Genomic DNA, 20,400 nt, shown 5'->3' with positions numbered 1-20,400 from the left:
CTTTCATATCGGCTTAACAGTCCCATCGGCGCCGACGCTGTAGCGGCGGCCCCTCCAACTGACAGCTCCCGGCACGTAGCTTGCGACGAACACCGCAAAGCTCAACAAGTCGCGCAAAGGCGTGAGCCAAATCGAACTCTTTCCCCCGCCGGGCAGTCGCTCAACTTGTAACGGAACCAAAAGGCGGCACGCAAGCGTCCCCAAAACGATCATCCACGCTATGACGTTGAAGCCACTCAAAGGCAACGCAGCCAGCGCAAATGGCAGCGGATGAGTAATGACGGAACCGGCATAACCAATTGGGTCGACGAGTCTTATCGTCCGCGCCCATCGAAGCTCATGCGCGAGAAGTGCAGCAAATGAGTCTTCCGAAAACGTATGCCCGACGGTGAAGGGCGCTATCGCCACTTTCTGGCCCGTTCGACGGACGGCGTCGCCCATGGCGTAGTCGTCGGCCAACGTGTTGGCGAAGGCTTCGAATCCCCCGATCTCGGCGAGCGTGCTCCGGCGCATCGCAATCGTCGATCCGAAGCATGGCTTCGCGAGGCCGAACCGAATGCCGACAAGCACGCTCGGAAGAAAATGCTGATCGACGGCTGCGGCGGCGAGTCGCGACCAGAACCCTCCGATCGCGCATCCGCGATAGAGGCAGGTGACGAGCCCAACTTCGGGTTGCTGCAATGTGGCGACCACATCCCGGACGTAGGTATCGTCGACGCGCATATCGCTGTCGCTGAGGATCAGAACGTCGTGCGGCGCGCGCGGAAAAATGTTGAGGACGTTAGAAATTTTCGGATTGCCGCCAGCGCTGCGGGAGGATGCAACGAGTTCGATATCCGCGGCAGGAAACTGCTCTTCAAGGTTGCGCACGACGGCTATCGCCGGGTCGGCGGCATTCTGAACGCCGAATAGTATTTTAACTTCGCCCGGGTAGTTCTGCTGGAGGAACGACCCGAGATTGGCGTGCAGGCCTGGTTCAGCGCCGTAAAGCGGCTTGATCAGCGCGACATTTTCCGGTCGTTCTAAAATCGACTTGGGCCGATGAGCAAATCGTGCCACCAAGAAAGCAGCCAATAGGGCGTACACGCTGCCGATAATGGCAACGAGGGTGCATACAAGCCACAGACAGGACGTCATTCTGACGTTACTTTCTGGTTTGACCTGGGGGAAAGCCGACTGGCATCAGTTGGTAAGCTAGCGTTTTGCATGCGGCTGCGATAGATCTGAGGTTGCTCGGCTGTGGGGCCAAGCATGGGGGAATATCGGGAATTGAAAGTCACTGCCATCCTCAACTGGGTCGGCTGTATTTTAGTCGGTGTGGGCCTGTCGGCCTGCGCGAGCACCTCTACGCCTTCAATTTCCGCGCAACATCTGGCATCGGCCGAATACGACTCTGAGCCGAAAGCCATTGCCGACCCCAACGAGAAGTTCAATCGCTCGGTGTTCGAGGCCAACCAGGATTTCAATCACGACGTCCTGTATCCCGCCGCGAAGTCCTATAACGAGAACGTGCCTGAGCCCGTCCGCGATCGTATCGACGCGTTCACGACGAACCTCTCCGAGCCGATGGTGTTTGCGAATAACATCTTGCAGCTCCGGCTCGAGGCTGCCGCAACGACATTTGGCCGTTTCGCCCTCAATTCGACGGTGGGCCTCGGCGGCCTGTTCGACGTTGCGGTAACCCAAGGCATGACTCACCAGTCCGGTGACTTCGGACAAACGATGTATGTCTGGGGCTACAGGGATAGCGCCTATCTGGTGCTGCCGATCATTGGCCCGACAAACGTCAGAGACGCAATCGGCACCGGCGTTGAATTTGCCGCGCAAATACCGGCCGCCGCTTTGATTCCGACAAAGGCCGCAACGCTTGCCAGCCGCGTGAATCTCGCGGGAAGCGTGACCAGTCCGCTCTCGAACCTGAGCAAAGTCGAAGATATGCAGACGCTCGAGGATAGCTCGATCGACTTCTATTCGATGCTGCGCAGTGTAACGGATCAGAAGCGTCAGGCTGAGCTGCAGGAAGCGCTGGAAACGAGTGCGTTAACGGGCACGCCCAAGCCGCCCGATCCCAACGCGATCGAGCCGGTTATGACGATCGTCTCCTCGCCGACGATGCTTGAAAAGAGACGGATGACCGACGTACCGAAGTTGTCGAGTGCTTCCGAGCATGGCGGTTCGATCGTTGTCGTTGGCCCGCCGACGCCAATCGAGGCGCACTAAGTCGACCAAGGGCTTTACCTCTTAAGGTTTGCCGCGCGGAGGATTCGGTCCGCAGCTTTCATAACGTGAAGAGGGCCTGATCCGTTTCGGAGAGTCCACTCGCCGAACCGTCGAAGCTTTGGGTAGGGCGGCGGACGAGAAAGCCTGCGCACGAAGACAGGCAGCAAACGAGAGCATGTTGTGCGACCGGCCCGATCGCAATCGGGCCGGCCACGAATTCGCGAAATCAGCTTCCGGATAACAGCTTGTCGCCTTGCTTCTTGAGCGAGGCGATGAGGGCATCGGGTCCGCCCGCATTCAGTATCGACGTGAACTCCGCGCGGCGGCTTGCGAGCTCGCTGATCGTGCCGTCGAGATAGACGTCGACGATCTTCCATTGCGGCCCGGTCTTGCGCATCAAGTAATTGATCGCGACAGGCTTGCCATTGCTCTGCACGATCCGGGTTTTCACCATTTTGTCGGTCGGCGGCCGGTCGGTGATCTCGGCGATCTCGAACGTTTCGCCCGAAAAACCGTCAAACCGCTTCGCGTAAGTCGCGATCATCATGCGCGCGAATGCTTCGGTAACGGCAGCCTGTTGCTCGGGTCGAAACGTCTCCCAGCTTCGCCCGACGGCCACGCGGGACATCGATCCGATGTCGTATGTTGCGGCCAGAACCGGCGCGAGCGCATCATAGCGCCCCTGCACGCCAAGGGCCTGCGCCTGCTTCATCGTATCGAGAAGCTTGGCGTTCAGTCCGTTGATCGTCTTCTCCGGCGCGTCGGCCGCTTGCGCGTGTGCAAACTGAGGTGTGGCGAGAAGCGCCGTCATCAAAGCGGCGATCGACGCCCCCAAAACACGTAATTTTCTGGCCGGGACCATTGCCCCTCCCCTGATTGATTTCAAATACAGTTCGCCATCGGCGAGTCTCCCGCGACGGGAAAATCTCCCTAGGTTGACACGGTGGCGGCATTTAGCCGTTACACTCGCAGGTGTTTGCCATTTGTGAGGCTTGGCTGCAACACTTCCCCGCAGAGTCCGATCCGTTTCGCATGTTCCATTTTTTGCGCCGTGTCATGGGTTCATATTTAGAATGGTTGTGGACTCGGTGAGACGGTTTGGGGGAGTTCGGTCTATGGATGCAGCAGTGCCTCGGGTATCCAAAACACCGCTTTTGGACCAGGTGGATACGCCTGCCGATCTTCGGCAACTGTCCGAACAGGAACTTCCGCAGCTCGCCGCGGAACTCCGCGCGGAACTCATTGATGCCGTATCGCAAACGGGCGGCCACCTCGGCGCGGGATTGGGCGTCGTCGAGCTGACGGTCGCGTTGCACTATCTTTTCGATACGCCGAACGATCGCCTGATCTGGGACGTCAGCCACCAATCGTATCCGCATAAGATCCTGACCGGCCGTCGCAGCCGGATAAGGACGTTGCGTCAGCCCGGCGGCCTTTCCGGATTCACGAAGCGCACCGAGAGCGATTACGATCCTTTCGGCGCAGCTCACTCGTCGACATCGATTTCCGCCGGCCTCGGCATGGCTGTGGCGCGCGAATTGTCGGGCGGAACGAACAACGTCGTCTGCGTGATAGGCGACGGCGCCATGAGCGCCGGCATGGCCTACGAAGCGATGAACAACGCGGGGGCCCGCAACGAACGGCTCATCGTCATCCTGAACGACAACGATATGTCGATCGCCCCGCCGACGGGTGCGCTGTCGTCATATCTTGCCCGGATTACCTCGAGCGACTCGTACTTTTACGTTCGCGATATCGCCAAGCAGCTGGCGAAGAGACTGCCCAAAAGCTGGGAACGTCGCGCCGCACGCGTCGAGGAATATACGCGTAGTCTCTGGCAGGGTGGCGCGTGGTTCGAGGAGCTTGGACTCCATTACGTCGGGCCCATTGATGGCCACGATCTGAACCAGCTATTGCCGGTCTTGAAAAACGTTCGCGATGCCGGCGAGGGCCCGATCCTCGTTCACGTCGTGACGCAGAAGGGCAAAGGCTACGCGCCTGCCGAAGCATCGGCGGACAAATATCACGGCGTCGCAAAATTCAACGTCGTGACCGGCGTGCAGGCGAAGCCCGCAGCGTCGGCGCCGTCCTATACGCGCGTCTTTGCCGATAGCTTGATCGCCGAAGCCAAGAAAGACGAGAAGATCGTCGCCATCACCGCGGCAATGCCCGATGGCACGGGTCTTGACGTCTTCGGCCGCGAGTTTCCGGATCGGACATTCGACGTCGGCATCGCCGAGCAGCATGCCGTAACTTTTGCAGCTGGGCTCGCCACCGAAGGCATGAAGCCGTTTGCCGCGATCTACTCGACGTTTTTGCAGCGTGGCTATGATCAGGTCGTCCACGACGTCGCGCTTCAGAGCTTGCCCGTGAGATTTGCAATCGACCGCGCAGGCTTCGTCGGCGCCGATGGTGCGACCCACGCCGGAACGTTCGATCTGGCCTACCTCGGTTGCTTGCCGAATTTCGTGATCATGGCGGCGGCTGACGAGGCCGAGCTGAAACACATGGTCGCCACCGCCGCGTCGATCGATGATCGCCCGAGCGCGTTCCGTTATCCGCGCGGTGAGGGAACCGGCGTCGCCATGCCCGAAGTCGGCATCCCGCTCGAAATCGGCAAGGGCCGCATTTTGCGTGAGGGAACGACGATTGCGCTTCTCTCGTTCGGCACGCGCCTGCAAGAGACCTTGAAGGCCGCCGATCAACTGGCGGCGCTGGGCCTCTCCGCAACCGTTGCCGATGCGCGCTTCATGAAGCCGCTCGATACCGAACTCATCCGGCAACTCGCCGAAAATCACGATGTCCTCGTGACGATCGAAGAGGGCTCGGTCGGTGGCTTCGGTAGCCATGTCCTGCATTATCTGGCGGAGAACGGACTGCTCGATCGCGGGCTCAAGGTGCGCTCGAAGGTCATGCCGGATGTCTTCGTTGATCAAGACAAGCCCGAGGTCATGTATCAGCGTGCGGGGCTCTCGGCCCAGGGCATCGTCGAGACGGTCCGCGACGCGCTCCAAATGAACAAGGCGAAGGCCGTCCGCGGCCGCGCCTAGGTCTGTCGGAACAGGCGGGCGATCGCTGTAAGGAATGCAGCGGCGCCAGTCCGAACGGCTCAGCGCTTCGTTTTATCGGTTTTCTTGTCAGCAGCGGTGTCCGGCGGTCCGTCGATGACCTTGCGGCAAGCCGGGCTCAATTTCTTGATGTTGCGATTGAGGCACGCGACGATGCGGTCTTCGCTCGGGATGTCCCAGAAGCAAAGACTGAGCACGTCAGGAGTGCAGGCAGATTGCTCTTCGGCTGTTCCGCTGTGAGCAAAGGCCGCGCGAGTATGAGCGAATGTGATCAGCGCTCCCGCAATGCAGACGACGAGCAAGTTCGGAATTAGAATTTTGCTTCGCACGGTTCCGTCCTCGCAAGAACTGTCGTTTTTCAAATAGCGGGGCTCACCGTGCCTCGCGCGATTTTCGCGAAGCCGGCTCTCCCGACATTACCGAGCGGCAGGCCGGGCTGAGCTTCGCAAGATGCCGGTTCAAACACGCGACGATACGGTCTTCGTTGGGAATTTGCGCCGAGCAGAAGCGGAACACGTCCGGCGTGCACGCATCCTGCTCCTCCTGCGTGCCGCTGTGGGCGAAGCCCTGGCTCGCAACCGCGAATATCAGCGCGACACCCGCCAGAGCCAGCGATGCGTTGAGCAATCCCGAAGTCTTCGCTTTTCTCATGATCTCTCACTGATGAAAGGGAAGTGCTTTCGGCATATGCCCATCGGGCGTGGTCGGACTAAGGCAAACAAGCCCATAAACGACCCGGAAAAGTCGCACGAGGAACATTTTTCGGCTGGCGGGCTTCCACCCACGCCTTAAGGCGTAGTTCCGGGCGGCGGCGCGTTTGGCGTCGTTGCGGCCGGCGGCTCAGCGGCCGGCGGTGGGGTTGCCGGAGGTTCCGAGCTCGATGACGGGCCTGATGGGGCAGACGGAGGAGCAGCACTCTCCGCGACCGCGGCCGAACGGACTTCACAGAGTGTCGCCGAATCGAGTGAGGCCTTGTTCATGAAGGCCCAATTCGCAAATGCGACGTAGCACACGGCGACCGCGTCTTTGTTCTGGAGTGTGACGACCACGTTGTCCGTCTTGACCTTTTCGGTCACCCGCTTGGCGACTTCGAGAGGTATGAGTGTAACGGATTTCACCTCGAAGCCTTCGCTGAGGAGCGCAGTGAACGACGACTGCATGCGCTCGTCTGCCGAAGCCCGGGTAGAAATCGATCCCCCAATGGCGGCAAACGTGATGGCGGCGATTGCGAGTCCGGGGCCAATGTTGCGCATGAGATCCTCACTGGTCTTTGGGGCATCCGTAGTCCGTAAAAAAGTCACTACTACGGCGCCGCACCCCCCTCAATAACACAACGCGCGGCGCGGCCTTAGACTTGGGGACAAGAATGGCCGGGGCAGCAGCTTCGCTTCGTTCTAACGGCGCATTTCGTCGGGATAAAATACAGCGACCGGCGCGGCGTAGTCGGGCGGCGCAAGGCTCGAGGCAATTTCTTCGCCGCCTTTGAGAAAATCGGGAAGGAAGTGCGTGTGTGCTCCGGGCGGAGATTGCTCGCCCGGCAAAGGAATTTTCGCGAACACTTCGATGCGCGCCGCCGCACTCTCGACGACACGTGTCGGACTGGCGGAAAGAACCTGCATGCCGATTGCTTTCATCACGTCCGCCCAATGGCGGCCGGCGTTATCGGACAGTGCGGACTGAAGAGCATCGTCGCTCGTGCGAACGCAGAACCGGCTGTTCTTGCGGCCGATGCCATAATCGAAAAGCTGCTCCGTTTTGTGCGCGGCATCGATCGCATCAGAGTCGGAACCAAGCGACGTAAGCACCGACGATGAGCGGATCGCGGCGCGCGCCTTGGGCAGACCGAGAACGATCGGTCCGCCTTCCGAAAATGCGAAAGCTCTGACTTTGTCGCTGACGCGCAGACGGAACGAAGCATCCGGCGCGCGTGCGATGAGCGAATCTTGCTCGAGATCGACGCGAATTGCGCGCTCCGTCGTGCAAGGAAATTCCGCGACGGCACCCGGCGCACCGGTACACCAGGTCCCACGCCGCGCCTCGATCGTATCGCGCACCCAATTGATGAGTTCGTCGCGCGTCCACGGCAGCAAGCGCACGCGAACGGAGAGAGCCGAAAGCCGGCTCGGCAGCGTCGACCAAACCGCATCCCGCTGGCCTTCGCTCATCGAGATCCAATTACCGATCTCAGTGGCGGTGCGGCCGCATCCGAGACAGTGACCCGAGGCATCGTCGAGCTTGCAGATGCCAATGCATGGCGAATGACGCATCAGGAATTAATGGCTTTCGATCGGAAGAGGGGGATGAAAATCAAATCGCAACGGAGGCGGCAAACTCTGCGCGCCTCCGCTTTGCGTTCTGAATATCGGCACGAAAGTCAGCGCGCAAATCTTTCGCGGCTGCCGACAACGAGCCAGCCGAACAGCAATCCTATTGCAGCCCAGAGGATAGCCTGCGTACCCAAGGCAGCGATGCGGAAGTTCCAAAGCAGATCTGCAGGATACTTCTCAGGTACCTCGTTGATCGCTGGCAACGCGTAGGCCGCAACAGCAACCAACACCAGATAAACGCCAGCCCCGAGGATCGATGCATTCCAACCGCCGAGCTTCTCGAACGCCTGCCGTCCGAAGCTCACTGCAATCGCCAGCGCCATGAGCGAAAAGACAAGCATCGCGAAATAAAGCTGCGTGCGATAGCCGATCGTCTCGCCTTGCCCAACCGCAGGCGGGTTCGCCGGGTATTTGAGGTAGGGCACGAAGTACAGCACCAGAAACCCGATCGCTGCGAGCACGAGCGCCGTGCCACGCGGCGGCAGATGAAGAAGACGGCCGCTGATGAATGCGTAAGCAAGGGCGAAAAGGCCGCCAAGCGCCGTCCCGTATACGGCGACGCCGGTTAGAAGTCCGGCGCCTGCCTGCACCTCGCGGCTGACGAGCTCGGGCTCATCGGCAGCCTCGGCGTTCCCGTCGTGCGAGTGCTCTGCCTGCGTCTCCGCCGCCCCGGTATGCGAGTGAGAATGCGCTTGTCCCTCGAGCGCGATGGCGCGTTCGACCTGCGGCTCTCCGATGATCTTGGCGAACCCGAATGCCAATAGGCTGGCGATCAGCCCGGCCAGCATGCCGCGCAGTAGCAATTGTCCCATAGCTGCAAATCTCCGGCGATCTTAATGGCAGGGGAAGCCGAGCAGATGGCGTCCGTCGTGCACGAACTCGTGCACATACATGCTATTGAAGATCGACATGGCGCCTTCTTCGATTCCCACGAAGTACATGGCGAGAATGAACAGCAACCCGGCGAAAACGGCCCAGGGCAAAATTTCTTTGAGAGGAATGGGCGCTGCCGAGGTGCCCGAAATGACTGCAGACTGTGACATGAGAAAGTGCCTCCTTGGGATTACGCGTCCCGTTTCAAGCTCTGCGGTAATCATAGGAGGGTCTGACTTTCGATGGACGCAACGAGCGTCCCCAAATTACAGTGGCGCGACCGTGCCGGAATCTCACCAGCTTCCTGCCTATGACGATGCGCCGGTCACATTAAGCCCGGCCGCAATTTTGTCAATGTAAGCACCCAGCCAGCATGCAGTCTCGCCTAACATTCATCGCCAACGCCTCGACCCCGGCGGTCAGGGCAGCCGCTTTTCCCCTTGATGAGGGCATTGACGAATTCGGAAGGCGAGATGCCGCGGCGCTCGCGAAGGAGATGCCCCGTTCGCGGATCGTCCTGACGAGCCCGGCCGCGCGCGCGATCGAAACGGCAACTGCGCTCGGATTCGATGCCGCGATCGACAAAGGGCTGCGGGATCTGGATCTTGGTCGCTGGGCCGGTCGCACGCTGAAGAGTATTGCAGACTCCGAGCCGGAGGCACTCGAAAGCTGGCTCTCCGAGCCGGGATCTGCCCCACACGGCGGCGAAACAGTCGACAGCCTCATCGCGCGTTCTGCGAATTGGCTGAACGAGGTGTTGCCGCGACAGGAAAATGTTATCGCAATTACGCATCCGGCAGTCATTCGAGCTGCAATCCTCGCAGCGATCAAGGCAGGGCCGCGGTCGTTTTGGCATATAGATATCGGGCCATTGAGCGTCGTGGAGCTGAGTTCCAACGGATTGCGTTGGACGGTCAGAGCAATCAAAAACTGAGGTCTCGCGACTTTGGGACTTGCTCGCTCGGCAAGCATGCAGGCGTCTATTTTAACCTTGGTATATCCCCTGACGGACAGTCAGTAGGCACTATGTGTGCCGGAATGTGGTCCTCGATAACATTCCTGATACTCTAGAATTTCATGCCCGATTGCCGAGAAAAAATGGCAAGTGCACTAATCGGAGCGTGAACTGATCAAAATGGCCGGCACCGTTCTCGTCTCCCCTGGCGCCTGGTGTCGACGCGCGAACTGAGCCCCCAGTTAAGCGAGGACAATATGGTCGGGATGAAAAGTAGCCACGCATATGCGGCGGCACTGACGGCGTTGCTTGCATTTTCTGTGCTGCCTGCATCCGCCCAGGAAATCGAACACCACAAGAACGAGAAGGTCAAACCACCAGCACCCGCTCCAACCGTCACTCAGGAAATGCTGACGAATGCTGGAAGCGACGCAAAACAGTTCCTGCATACGAACTTGAATTACGAGCAGACCCGCTTCTATCCGGGCAAACAGATCAATGCCTCGAACGTCTCGAAGCTTCGTCCGGCATGGATCTTCCAGATGGACGTGAGAGAGTCGCTCGAGACATCGCCGATCATCGTTGGCAATGTCATGTACGTCACGACGTCGTTCGATCACGTATACGCGCTGAACGCCAAGACTGGCGAGGAACACTGGCACTACAAGCACAAGATGGGTCCGATCACGACGTACTGCTGCGGCCCCAACAATCGCGGCGTCGCGGTGCTAGGCGACAAAGTTTATTTCGCAACGCTCGACGCCAAGCTCGTTGCCCTCGATGCGAAAACGGGCAGCCTCGTCTGGGAGACGGAGATTGCGGATCCCGAATTGGGCTACAGCGAAACGATGGCGCCGACGGCCGTCAACGGCAAGATACTGATCGGCACGAACGGCGGTGAATACGGTATCCGCGGCTTTTTCCGCGCGTATGACGCCAACAACGGCAAACTGGTCTGGAATTTCGATACGATCCCGGAGAACTCGGTTGGCGTCTGGGAGACAAAGGATGCGACCGGCCATGACATGCATCGCGACATCGCAGCGGAAAAAGCGCAACTCGCGAAGACGGGCGATCCATACAAAACGCTCGGAGGCGGTGTCTGGCAGAACGCGGCTGTCGATCTCAAGCTGAACCGGATCTACTTTGTTGTCGGCAACCCATCACCTGATCTCGACGGCGCGCCGCGGCCTGGCGACAATCTCTATACGGACTCGCTCGTCGCGCTCGACCTCAATACCGGCAATTACATTTGCCACTTCCAGTACATTCCGCACGACGTATGGGATCTCGATTCCGTTAGTCCGCCGATCCTGATCGACGTGAAAGACAAGGATGGCAAGACCGTGCCGGGCGTCGTCCACGCCGGAAAGACGGGATACGTCTACGTCAACAAGCGCGACGATTGCAGCATGATCCGCTTCTCGGAACCGATGGTGGCTCAAGAAAACTTCTGGACGCTTCCGACTCCGGAAGGCGCGCGGATGCTGCCGGGAGCAAACGGCGGCGTCGAATGGTCCCCGATGGCGGTCAATCAGAGGCTCAATCTTGCTTACGCCGTGAACCTTCATCAGCCGATGACCTATCAAGTCCAGTCGAGCCCTTATCCAGACGGCAAGCTCTGGCTTGGCGGCGCCTTCAAAGTGATCCCGGGTGAAGAGCAATTCGGCAATGTCTCGGCGGTGAACTACAACACCGGCAAGATCAAGTGGAAGGTGACGACTCCACAGCCGATGATGGGAGGCGTGCTCGCAACTGCTGGTGACCTCGTATTCACAGGCGAGGCGGATGGTTGGTTCCGCGCCTACAACGCCGACAGCGGCAAGATCCTGTGGTCGTTCCAGGCAGGTGCCGGCGTCAACGCTCCGCCGTCGGCCTATGCGATCGACGGCAAGGAATACATCGTCGTTGGCGCCGGCGGTAACACGCAGATCGATTTCAAGCGCGGCAACAATATTATCGCCTTCACGCTTGACTGATCGAACGAGGATGGCTCGGAAGGACCGCATAGGGTCCTTGCCGAACATCCGTTCAAATGCATGACCGGATCGGTCAACCGGAGATTAGAAATGATGAGTGCGAAGCGATCGGCCCAAATCGCGATTGCTGGCATCGTTGCGGCATTCCCGCTTATGCCAACGGCAGTATCTGCCGCGAGCGTTGAGGAAAACGCTCAGATCTGCGCGGGTTGCCACGGCGAGAACGGCGTCCCACAAGCGAAAACCACGCCGATCATCTGGGGACAGAATGAGGGCTACCTCTATCTTCAGCTGCGCGACTATAAGAGCGGCGCGCGGAAAAACGAGCAGATGTCCTCAGTCGTCGCGGGGCTCGAGAAGGCAGACTTCAAGGCTTTGGCCTCTCACTTCGCTGGCCTGAAGTGGCCTAGCATGAACTTTCCTTCGCCGCCGAAGGATGTGACGAAGGTGGCTCTGACCGCCATCGGCTCGGTTGGCTGCACCTCATGCCATCTCGATCAATTTCAAGGTGACGGCACGACGGCACGGCTTGCGGGCCAGCAGCCTGAATATCTGTTCGATACCATGACCGCATTTCGCGACGGATCACGCGCCAATAATCCCGGCATGTCGGATCTCATGAAGGCAGTGCAGCCGGCCGACCTCAAATCCATCGCTGAATATCTTGCGAGCCTTCAGGTCGTTGGCGGCGGGCAATAGTGAGCGATACCGCTAGCTGACCGCGAGTTTCCTGCGCAGAGCGTCGCTGGCGGCGAGGTCAGCTGCAGTCTTTCCGGTGGAGTCGCGCAACGTCTTGTCCGCGCCGCGAGCGAGCAGAACGTCGACGGCCTTGTCGTGTCCGAGCGACGCCGCGATCATCAACGCCGTGCGCCCGCGATTGTCCTTCTCGTCGATGCGCGCGCCGTGATCGATCAGAAGCGTGAGCACGTCCGCCACGTCGTTCGAGCCGGCCGCATCTTCATGCCCCGCCGCCCACATGAGAGCGGTCAAATCGTTGCCGTATCGGGCATTGACGTCGACGGCGTGATCAAGAAGCAAGTTCACGACGGGAGGGAAGCCGCGGGCGACAGCGTAGCAAATTGGCGCCTTGCCGGTCGCGTCGGCTTTTTTGGGATCGGCGCCCTTGTCGAGAAGCAGCCGGATGACACGCTCGTTACCCGCAAACGATGCTGCTGCGATTGGCGTCAAACCAGTCCGGCCCGGAATGTTCACGTCCGCGCCATGCGCGACGAGAGCCCGCACGGCGGAAGGATTGTCATGCTCGGAAGCCGCGAAGAGTGCCGTTCCTCCATCGAGGTCGCGTGCGTTGGCATCCGCGCCGTGTGCGAGGAAGAGTTCGACAATATCCGTATGTCCGGTCCTGGCTGCGTGCGTGAGCGGCATCGCACCAAAGCGATCGCGCGACGCGAGTGAAGCGCCATCGTCGAGCAGTCTGCGAGCGAGATCGATACAACCTTTGTCGGCCGCAGCGGCGAGTGCTGCGTTGATTTCCAGCGGCCCGGCTGCCTGCTTTGTCTGAGCGTAATGTTGCTCTTGTTCCTGACAGACGCGCACTTTTGCGAGCACAGCATTGGTTGAGGCAATGCAGCAGGAAGCAGCGACGAGGGCGGTGGTTGCCGAAGTGCGAAGACCATGGGGCACGGGGAGGCTCCTTTGCCGGAGCCTGATATTTAGCCCCGGAGCCTCTTCGATTTCCACTGTTCGTATTGGACACGCGCGAGCTTGTAGGCGTCCGGTATCGAAAGCGCCCAGACGAATAGGCCGCCCGCGGAACGTCCGACGAACGACTGTTCAGGTGTCGAGAAGTGCCAAGTGAAGACAACGAACAGCAACGTAAAGAAAGCAAATCTTAAGCCTCTTTCCGGATAGCCGGTCACAACGTGTCCGGCACCCGGAAATGCCACGGCGATGGCCAGAACCAGATAAGGGTTTAATGGCGGGCGTTGGACGATGGTGCTCATGCTGCCCTGGCGTTCCGTGTGTTGTCGATTGCAGTGCTCAAATCATCGAAATCCTTCAGTCTCACCGCGAGCGCCTCTGGGCTGACGGCAGCATTGTCGAAGCGGCATTGCCGCAAGATCAAATGTTGACCTCTGTCCCCTTCGCCGGCTTGCCAAATGAGGCGAAGGCCTTTGCCCGTGACGGCAACTTCCTTCATGCGCGGCTCGGCAAAGATGCGTCGCATAACCGGCGCGAGGCTATTGAGCAGTTGCTGCGATGCCGGACCGCCGCCTTTTACGAGGATTTCCTGCGGGACCCCTGAAGGTGGTTCGAGAACCCGCGTGTGATTGTGCGTCAGTGAATAGAACTCGCTTCCGGTCGGCCGGGTGAGCATCGAGAATTCCGGCAGCCCCGGGCGATTTTCAATTCGCGTCATCTTGAGCCAGAGCTGAGGAAGCCTGCGGATCGTCATTGTATCGGGAAGGAGTTCGACGCGGACGAAGCAGTCGCGGTGATATCCTTCGAGGGTCGGAAATCCATCGCCCCCGTGCTTGATGACCGCTTCCGAAAGCAGGCCAGTGCAACGGTCGAGCAATATCCGCCGTGAAGCCAAGACCTTCGCGTGTTCGCGCATTGCGACTATCACGATCGTCACCACTCCGATGACGGCAAATGTCAAGGATAAGTACATCGTCTTCCTTCGGCAGGAGAAAAGAGAATGGCCAGCGACGCATCGCCGGCCATTCTTCACAGGGGTTTAATAGCCTACCGGCCGCGGCCACTGCATCGTGAACTGATCGCCGCGCCGCACGTATTTATAGCGATGGAAATGGAACCAGAGCGAAGCGACGACGAAGAAGATCATCATCGCGACGAGCTGCGTGCCGTAACCAAGGAACACCGCAAAATACGTCGTGGAGCAGATCGCCAAGAGAACGATTGCAGGCAACGGATGGAAGGGATGAATGTAGCCGCGTTTGATCGTATCGAGCGGCCACTTCTTCCGGAACATGATCACCTGGATCGACATGTACGTGTAGCCAAGAAGTCCCGACAGGATCGAGAACGTGATCACCTGATCGAGTGGCGCGAAATACGCAAAAACGAGTGCCACGGGAACAAGAAACACGATCGACCGGAAGGGTGTTCTATTCTTGGGATGCACGGCGCCGAACCACGTTGGCAGGTACCGGTCGCGACCCATTGAGAACCATGCCCGCGATGCGTCGTTGATGCAGCCGTTTGCCGAAGCAAGCGTCGAGAACATCGTTCCAACGAACAGCAGCACCATCAGCGACATCGAGTCCGTCAGACGGGCGGCGTCAAACAGAGGCGTGGTTGCCTGGCCGAGGTATTCCCACGGCATCAAGCCGGTGCAGAGGTACCAAGTCATCGTCGCAGCGATTAGCAGCGTGATGATGCCTGTCATCGTACCGAGCGGCAGCGATCGGGCAGGCGAACGCACCTCTTCCGCCGCTTGGCACGTTCCCTCGATGCCGAGATAGTACCAAAGGCCGAAGTGCAGCGAGGCAATGACTCCGAGCCACCCATAAGGCAGACCGGTGAGCAGTTCCCGATGGTTCAGAAGTTCATTCGACCACGGCTTGACGCAGGCGAAGAGAACAACGACCGCGATGAATGCGGTTGCTGTAAGCACGAGGTTGACCGTAAGCGTCGCGTAGACACCGCGGTAGTTTAGCCATGCCAGGAACATGATCGACAAAACGATGAACGGCTTGTCGTGCGCCTCCGCAAAGCCTGCCATCTGGCCGACCGTTTGGACGAGATAGCCGAGCGTGATGGCATTCGCCGCTTCGAGCATCGTGTACGCGAACACGAGGTAGAGGCCGACGTTGAACGCCATCAGCGGTCCGACGATGTGCTTTGCCTGTGCGTACTGACCGCCGGCGGCCGCAACCGTCGACGTCACCTCCGAGTCGATCATTGCGACGCAGGTGTAGAGCAAGCCCGCCACCCAGCATGCAATCAACGCCGCGATGGCGCCGCCCTTGCCGACGGCAAAGTTCCAACCCATGTATTCGCCGACGAGAACGATGCCGACGCCGAGGGCCCAGACATGCGCGGGACCAAGCACGCGAAGAAGCGAGATTTTCTCGCCATGAACAACTGTAGTTTGGCTCACCTGTGTCCCCCTTGATGTGTCGGGTCGATGACGAGTGCGTCGTCGATTTCGCCTTCTTTTGAGGACGTCAGCAGGTCCTCATTATATGCGAGGTTGGTTTTGATCATGTCGAAGAGCATCCACAGGCCGAGGGCGGCAGACAGGGCCCAGGCTGCGTATTCGATGATTTCAAAGTTGTTCATTGCTGGATCTCACTTTCTGCCGAAGCGTTCTTCGAGGACTTCGCGATACTCACGTTTCGAAAACGCGAACAGCAACGCGAAATAGCCGATCACGACGACCGCCGTGATGACGAGTTCGACCATGCTGAAGCTGTAATCAAAACGCGAAGTGATCATTGGCGCCGCGGTCTCGGGCGTCAGTCCCAATTTCACCCATTGGGCCTGCTGCACGGCATTTTGGCCGAGCCCTTCCCAAGTCTTTGTGTCGGCAAGAGCGAGGTCGGTTTTGCCGCCACCGGCGAGCTTCAGATAAAGCGGCGTGAATAGCGCCGCAAAGACGAGGACCAGCAAGAATAGGCTGTCGAATAGTTGCCCGAATGCGGATTGCTTCGGGGGTTCATAGTGAGGTTTGTCCACGATGCCACCGTTGGTTTCAGGATTTTCGTTTGGATAAATCGAGATAATGCAAATCGAGACCGTAGATCTCTTCGCGCTCTTCGCTGAGATGCGCGACCATCGCGAAGATAGCGGCCGTGTTGAACAAGAGAACTAAGCCGCCGGCCACAGCCAGAGCCCAGAATACTTCCGTTGAACCGAGATAGTTTTTGATCTCGTAAAAGACGAACGCGTAGAGAAGCCAGAGAGTCGCGACAGCAGTCAGCGACCAAGTTCGATCACCGGAAAATTTTCCAGCGATCCGAGGATCGGTATTCAACTTTTGCATTTTCCCTCCTTTTAGAGTTGGGGCTCTTGTTGATCGAGTTTCCGCATCGAAGCATTGATCCGATCAATGCTGAGATCGGCCCCAGGTCCGCTCGCCCCTTAGAGTGGGTTACGTGCTGCGACATTTAGTGACGCAGGGAGGCGGCGCGCCGTCAACATTTTTTCGTCCTACGAAACATGAATTCGATGATGCAGCGCGAAAAAACGTGCTGCACAGCAGTATGCTGTATGAATAAAATCAGATACTTAGCGAGCGTGCACCGCAAACACACGGTGAGAGTTTAAGCAATTTGATTTTCATTGACGGGCAGCATGCCTCGCATTTGAGCTTTTTAATTCAAAGCGCTGAGGCCGGAGACACTCATCGAAATATGCGTGCGGCTAATGCTGTCGCCACGAGATGAGGTTTGATCTTGCCGACCGACGTGGAGGTTCTGCCGGAAAAAATGAACCTGAGCAGATGCGCTTTCGACTGTCCGGAATTCTCAAACTCGAGACCGAATCCATGCTCGGTCTTCCGTCGGATGTAGGCGTCGATCGAAACGTCAGCGAAGCGTGCGCGAACCGGACTTCCGATATGTAAGGGCGGTTCTCCGAGAAGATGGATGCCGCTGACTGAAACGTCCGAAGCGTAAAATTCGTACGAAGCCCCGCCGGCGCTTATCGTCACCGGCACGCGAACATCGAACCGCTCGCCCTTGCGTCGCTGCTGCTGCTCGCTGCAAACGTAGCAGCACAAAGTGAGGACAATGATATTGTACCAGCTCCAGAACAGCGCGATGGCGCTGGATTCAGCGAGCGGCCGAGTTGGATCGATAAGAAAGGCGTTGGCAATTCCGATCGCTGTCAAGGCGAGCAAAACACCGAATATGCGAAGAAGCGGCCATTGAATGAATTGCTTGCTCCGATCGCCCCCCTTGGCTGTCACTTTGAACTTCTGACCCTTCGGTCTCAGAAGCCCGGAAACGACGCCCTTCAGGACTTCGGTCGAGCACAGCATTTGATAGAGATCTGACATCAGCGGAATCACGCGCCCGTCGGTCAGCCATAGGAAGATACCGATTTGGGCAGCAAGAAACGGTGCGAGATACCAGATCGCATCGATGACGTTGGCGTGGACCGCTTCGATTCCGAACAGCAGGTAAAGCGCCGGTACGATGACGCCGAGCACGCGAAAGAGATGGGTTGCCGACCAGTGCAGGAACGTCTCGCAAAGCATGATGCGATCGACAAAAGGAAGCCCATTCCCGATTTTCAAAGGACCGCTTGGGCCACGGCAGATCTGCACGAAGCCGAGGCACCAGCGTGCGCGCTGACCGGTGTACTCCGCAAGCCCTTCTGGCGCGAGACCGAGCGAAAGCACCTCGTTCAAATAGACCGTGCCGAAACCTTTTTCGCGCAGGCGCAGCGACACGAGATAATCCTCGGTTACGGAATCGGTCGGGAAACCGCCGATGCTTTGCAGCGCGTCGAACCTGATGATCGATGACGTTCCGCAGCAGAATGCGCCGCCCCAGGCGTCCTTCGACGCCATGACGATATCGAAGAAGAAACGTTGCTCGTCCGGCCACACGCGGGTCAATGCCAGATTGCTTTGGATGGGATCTGGATTGAAGAAGTGCTGCGGCGTCTGCACGACACCCACGTCAGGGCTGAGCGCGAGAGACAGCCCCCGCGTCAGAAATTCGGGGAGCGGCACGAAATCGGCGTCGAGGATCGAGATGAAATCCGGCTTCTCATCGAGCGCGGCAAGCTTCTTCAATGCGGCGTTGATGTTGCCGGCCTTCGCGTGCGCGTTGTCGCTGCGCGTCAGATAGCCGACATGATGCCGCTCGCAAAGTGCCTTTAGCCACGGGCGCCGTCCGTCGTCGCACACCCACACCCTGAAGTTCGGATAGTTGATCGCCAGCGCGCCGATGATCGTGCGCTCGAGAATGTTCTCGTCTTCGTTATAGGTGCAGATGAGAACGTCGACTTTCGGCAACTTCGGCAGGGAGAGCAACTTCGGAACGTTCCGATTCGCTTCTGCGGTGCGGTTGCGCGTGCGTGTCAGGAAGATTTGCGATGCCGTGGCGCCGACCATGGTGATGGCTTCGACGGCCGTGAAGATGAAGCCGACCATGAAGTTGACCGGATTGTCCACCGAAGGGATGGTGCTGAACATCCGCCACGTCATGTACCGCCAGCCGAGGCCGACGCAGACGACGATGGCGACAGTTCTGACCACCGTATTGTTTCGGTTGACCCACGGAAGTATCGCCGTCGCGAGCAAGCCGATGATCAATGCCGGCATCAAGGCATCGATATAGCTCATTCCTGAAGCGGAGGTCATGCCGGCGCCCGCTCAATGCATGCTAGAAAAGGGCGCCGCGCTGGCGGTGTCGAATTGCACGAGACCCGATCGCCCGATGCGGCAGTCAGCGTGCTTCAAGAGATCCGGGAAGCGCAGAGTGACGTGATAGGGTTCGCGAGTGAGCGCATTTTGCTGGATCGCGCTGTTGGATGCGACGGCCGCGAGGCCGTTCAAACTGACGACCGTGCCCGTCAGTTCTTCTCCGCCGTCTCGCGGTTTGAATGTCGCCGTCTGTCCAACAGCCAGTCTTTGATAGGCGGTTTCGCTGACGCTCGCCGTCACCAGTGCGCTTCCGCAATCGAGAAGCTTCACGAGATCCTGACCGGCGTTGACGTGCTCACCCGGCGCAGTCAGCATTTCCCACACGCGCCCGTTTACGGTCGAGCGGATCTCGACTTTCGCAAGTCCGTCGTGACGCCCTTGTTCCTTCACGAGTTCAGCGTCGAGGCTTTCGAGCTCGGCCCTTGTGCCGACAAGACGTGCCTGCACGTCGGACAGCTCGAGCGAAACTTCCATCTTCCGCTGCGCGGACTGAGGCGTATCGTTATAGCTGTCGCCGATGTACGTTCCCTTCTTTGCGGCGTCGAGTTCGACGAGCATGCCCTTGAGGCGCTCGGCGTGTCCCTTCACCGTCTGTTCCGCGACACGGGCGTCGCCTGCGGCCTTATCGAGAAATGCCTGACTGACGGCATCTGTCTTGCGCAGAGTCTCGGCTCTTTTCAGCGCATCCGACGCAACGGAATATTGCGCCTCTGCGGCCGCCATATCCGTGTCCGCCTGACGTAACCGCTGCTCGAGCTGCTCGATGCGCCCGATGCGAAAGCGCTCCTGCTGCACCGAGAGTTCATCGAGGCTGGCAAGGAGAAGCTGCTTCTTTCCTTCGAGCGCGCCGATCGTCGTTCTGAGTTGGTTGCGATCTCTCATCAGGTTCGCGAGATGCGAGGAGTCGGCCCGCGGATTGCGGACGACGAGAATGCTTTGATTGACACGGAACATGCTGCCGACATCGGTGTCGGCGTCCGCCATGCTGACCTCACCCTCGATCGGGGCCCTGAGCGTTATCACCCGTGCATTGACGACCGCTTCGGCGCTTGTCGTTGCGAGTAGGCGCTGAACCGGCAGCCAGCCAAGTCCCAACGCGAGAGCTATCGCCACGAGAGATTTGATGATTGTCGCGGGCCGGAAATTGGCCGGCAACGAAACGGCTCTGGAGGCTTTCGCGGGCTCCTCGGCGGGTTCGGCAACCGGTGTGACGCTAGGTTCCGGAATTTCGTTCGGGCTGCCGTTCCGCCAGTTTTTTGCGACGGATTCGAGATACGCGATTTGGACGTCCGTCGTGAACTCGCTCTCCCGCGCCGCTTCAAGCTCAGCGACGTCCGGCGACCCGGGCAAAGCTGACGCGAGCAGCCTTGGAGAGCGGGAGGTAACGATTTTGCCAGGGGAGGGATTCAACGACATGGGCCACGCGATCCATTTGGATGTTGCGACCGATACGGTAAATGCAATGGATAAAGTTATGCTGAGGATTTGATTTAATTACTTCTTACAAGTGGCCAAAAGAGAGACGTTCAGAGCCCTGCAACGAGTCGAAGCACCGGCGCCCGCGGCTTCTATCTCTCCTGACCGAAGGCCATGAGGACTAGCCAATCTTCGTCGC

General features: G+C 59.0%; 22 protein-coding genes. 5 read left to right on the top strand and 17 right to left on the bottom strand.

The annotated features are described in order from the left end of the window. Positions 1–3 precede the first annotated feature (3 nt). On the bottom strand, positions 4–1,137 hold the full coding sequence (hpnI, locus tag BM399_RS12500; protein WP_092868001.1) for a bacteriohopanetetrol glucosamine biosynthesis glycosyltransferase HpnI: 1,134 nt from the start codon (positions 1,135–1,137) through the stop codon (positions 4–6). Positions 1,138–1,269: 132 nt separating this feature from the next. Here hpnI and BM399_RS12495 point away from each other — a divergent pair, with 132 nt between their 5' ends. Next, complete coding sequence (locus BM399_RS12495; RefSeq protein WP_092868218.1) at positions 1,270–2,220, top strand: MlaA family lipoprotein; 951 nt, start codon at positions 1,270–1,272, stop codon at positions 2,218–2,220. Positions 2,221–2,446: 226 nt separating this feature from the next. On the opposite strand, the gene BM399_RS12490 is transcribed toward BM399_RS12495, so the two are convergent. Further along, positions 2,447–3,082 carry an ABC transporter substrate-binding protein gene (locus BM399_RS12490; protein ID WP_092868000.1) on the bottom strand — a complete coding sequence of 212 codons (636 nt, stop codon included), beginning with the start codon at positions 3,080–3,082 and terminating at the stop codon, positions 2,447–2,449. 253 nt (positions 3,083–3,335) lie between these two features. Between BM399_RS12490 and dxs the strand changes: the two genes are divergently transcribed. Continuing rightward, on the top strand, positions 3,336–5,270 hold the full coding sequence (dxs, locus tag BM399_RS12485; protein WP_092867999.1) for a 1-deoxy-D-xylulose-5-phosphate synthase: 1,935 nt from the start codon (positions 3,336–3,338) through the stop codon (positions 5,268–5,270). Between the two features lie 59 nt (positions 5,271–5,329). Here dxs and BM399_RS12480 read toward each other — a convergent pair whose 3' ends face one another. From BM399_RS12480 to BM399_RS12455, 6 genes are all read right to left on the bottom strand, one after another. After that, positions 5,330–5,617 (bottom strand): hypothetical protein, encoded by a 288-nt coding sequence (locus BM399_RS12480; protein ID WP_244531212.1) that lies wholly within the window; start codon positions 5,615–5,617, stop codon positions 5,330–5,332. 43 nt (positions 5,618–5,660) lie between these two features. Beyond that, on the bottom strand, positions 5,661–5,939 hold the full coding sequence (locus tag BM399_RS12475; protein ID WP_244531211.1) for a hypothetical protein: 279 nt from the start codon (positions 5,937–5,939) through the stop codon (positions 5,661–5,663). 137 nt (positions 5,940–6,076) lie between these two features. After that, positions 6,077–6,541: a hypothetical protein gene (locus BM399_RS12470; protein ID WP_092867998.1), complete on the bottom strand. Its 465-nt coding sequence runs from the start codon at positions 6,539–6,541 to the stop codon at positions 6,077–6,079. Between the two features lie 141 nt (positions 6,542–6,682). Beyond that, positions 6,683–7,555, bottom strand: a complete 873-nt coding sequence (locus BM399_RS12465; protein WP_244531210.1) for a DUF1289 domain-containing protein — start codon at positions 7,553–7,555, stop codon at positions 6,683–6,685. Between the two features lie 107 nt (positions 7,556–7,662). Then, positions 7,663–8,427, bottom strand: a complete 765-nt coding sequence (locus BM399_RS12460) for a CbtA family protein (protein ID WP_092867996.1) — start codon at positions 8,425–8,427, stop codon at positions 7,663–7,665. Positions 8,428–8,448: 21 nt separating this feature from the next. Next, on the bottom strand, positions 8,449–8,658 hold the full coding sequence (locus tag BM399_RS12455) for a CbtB domain-containing protein (RefSeq protein WP_092867995.1): 210 nt from the start codon (positions 8,656–8,658) through the stop codon (positions 8,449–8,451). Between the two features lie 203 nt (positions 8,659–8,861). Between BM399_RS12455 and BM399_RS12450 the strand changes: the two genes are divergently transcribed. From BM399_RS12450 to BM399_RS12440, 3 genes are all read left to right on the top strand, one after another. Beyond that, positions 8,862–9,422 carry a histidine phosphatase family protein gene (locus tag BM399_RS12450; protein WP_092867994.1) on the top strand — a complete coding sequence of 187 codons (561 nt, stop codon included), beginning with the start codon at positions 8,862–8,864 and terminating at the stop codon, positions 9,420–9,422. Between the two features lie 287 nt (positions 9,423–9,709). After that, the gene (locus BM399_RS12445) at positions 9,710–11,422 is read left to right on the top strand and encodes a pyrroloquinoline quinone-dependent dehydrogenase (RefSeq protein WP_244531209.1); all 1,713 of its coding nucleotides are present in this window, start codon (positions 9,710–9,712) and stop codon (positions 11,420–11,422) included. 90 nt (positions 11,423–11,512) lie between these two features. Then, complete coding sequence (locus BM399_RS12440; protein WP_244531208.1) at positions 11,513–12,121, top strand: c-type cytochrome; 609 nt, start codon at positions 11,513–11,515, stop codon at positions 12,119–12,121. Between the two features lie 12 nt (positions 12,122–12,133). Here BM399_RS12440 and BM399_RS12435 read toward each other — a convergent pair whose 3' ends face one another. The 9 genes from BM399_RS12435 to BM399_RS12395 form a co-directional block, all read right to left on the bottom strand. After that, positions 12,134–13,063: an ankyrin repeat domain-containing protein gene (locus tag BM399_RS12435; protein ID WP_177228150.1), complete on the bottom strand. Its 930-nt coding sequence runs from the start codon at positions 13,061–13,063 to the stop codon at positions 12,134–12,136. A 29-nt stretch (positions 13,064–13,092) separates the two neighbouring features. After that, positions 13,093–13,383, bottom strand: coding sequence for a hypothetical protein (locus tag BM399_RS12430; RefSeq protein WP_092867992.1), 291 nt, complete (start codon positions 13,381–13,383; stop codon positions 13,093–13,095). Then, positions 13,380–14,054: a hypothetical protein gene (locus BM399_RS12425; protein WP_092867991.1), complete on the bottom strand. Its 675-nt coding sequence runs from the start codon at positions 14,052–14,054 to the stop codon at positions 13,380–13,382. The genes BM399_RS12430 and BM399_RS12425 overlap by 4 nt, the downstream gene beginning before the upstream one ends. Before the next feature lie 66 nt (positions 14,055–14,120). Beyond that, complete coding sequence (locus BM399_RS12420; protein ID WP_092867990.1) at positions 14,121–15,506, bottom strand: APC family permease; 1,386 nt, start codon at positions 15,504–15,506, stop codon at positions 14,121–14,123. Then, positions 15,503–15,688, bottom strand: coding sequence for a hypothetical protein (locus tag BM399_RS12415; protein WP_092867989.1), 186 nt, complete (start codon positions 15,686–15,688; stop codon positions 15,503–15,505). Before BM399_RS12415 ends, BM399_RS12420 begins: the two co-directional genes overlap by 4 nt. A gap of 9 nt (positions 15,689–15,697) precedes the next feature. Continuing rightward, complete coding sequence (locus BM399_RS12410) at positions 15,698–16,084, bottom strand: hypothetical protein (RefSeq protein WP_092867988.1); 387 nt, start codon at positions 16,082–16,084, stop codon at positions 15,698–15,700. A gap of 16 nt (positions 16,085–16,100) precedes the next feature. Continuing rightward, entirely contained in the window at positions 16,101–16,391 is a 291-nt protein-coding gene (locus BM399_RS12405; protein WP_092867987.1) for a hypothetical protein, read from the bottom strand. A 360-nt stretch (positions 16,392–16,751) separates the two neighbouring features. After that, the gene (locus tag BM399_RS12400; RefSeq protein ID WP_092867986.1) at positions 16,752–18,722 is read right to left on the bottom strand and encodes a glycosyltransferase; all 1,971 of its coding nucleotides are present in this window, start codon (positions 18,720–18,722) and stop codon (positions 16,752–16,754) included. A gap of 12 nt (positions 18,723–18,734) precedes the next feature. Beyond that, positions 18,735–20,201 carry an HlyD family secretion protein gene (locus BM399_RS12395; RefSeq protein WP_092867985.1) on the bottom strand — a complete coding sequence of 489 codons (1,467 nt, stop codon included), beginning with the start codon at positions 20,199–20,201 and terminating at the stop codon, positions 18,735–18,737. Positions 20,202–20,400 lie beyond the last annotated feature (199 nt).

Origin of the sequence: Hyphomicrobium facile (genome assembly GCF_900116175.1) — a bacterium.
GTDB lineage: Bacteria > Pseudomonadota > Alphaproteobacteria > Rhizobiales > Hyphomicrobiaceae > Hyphomicrobium_B > Hyphomicrobium_B facile.
This window is presented reverse-complemented; position numbering and strand designations above follow the sequence as displayed.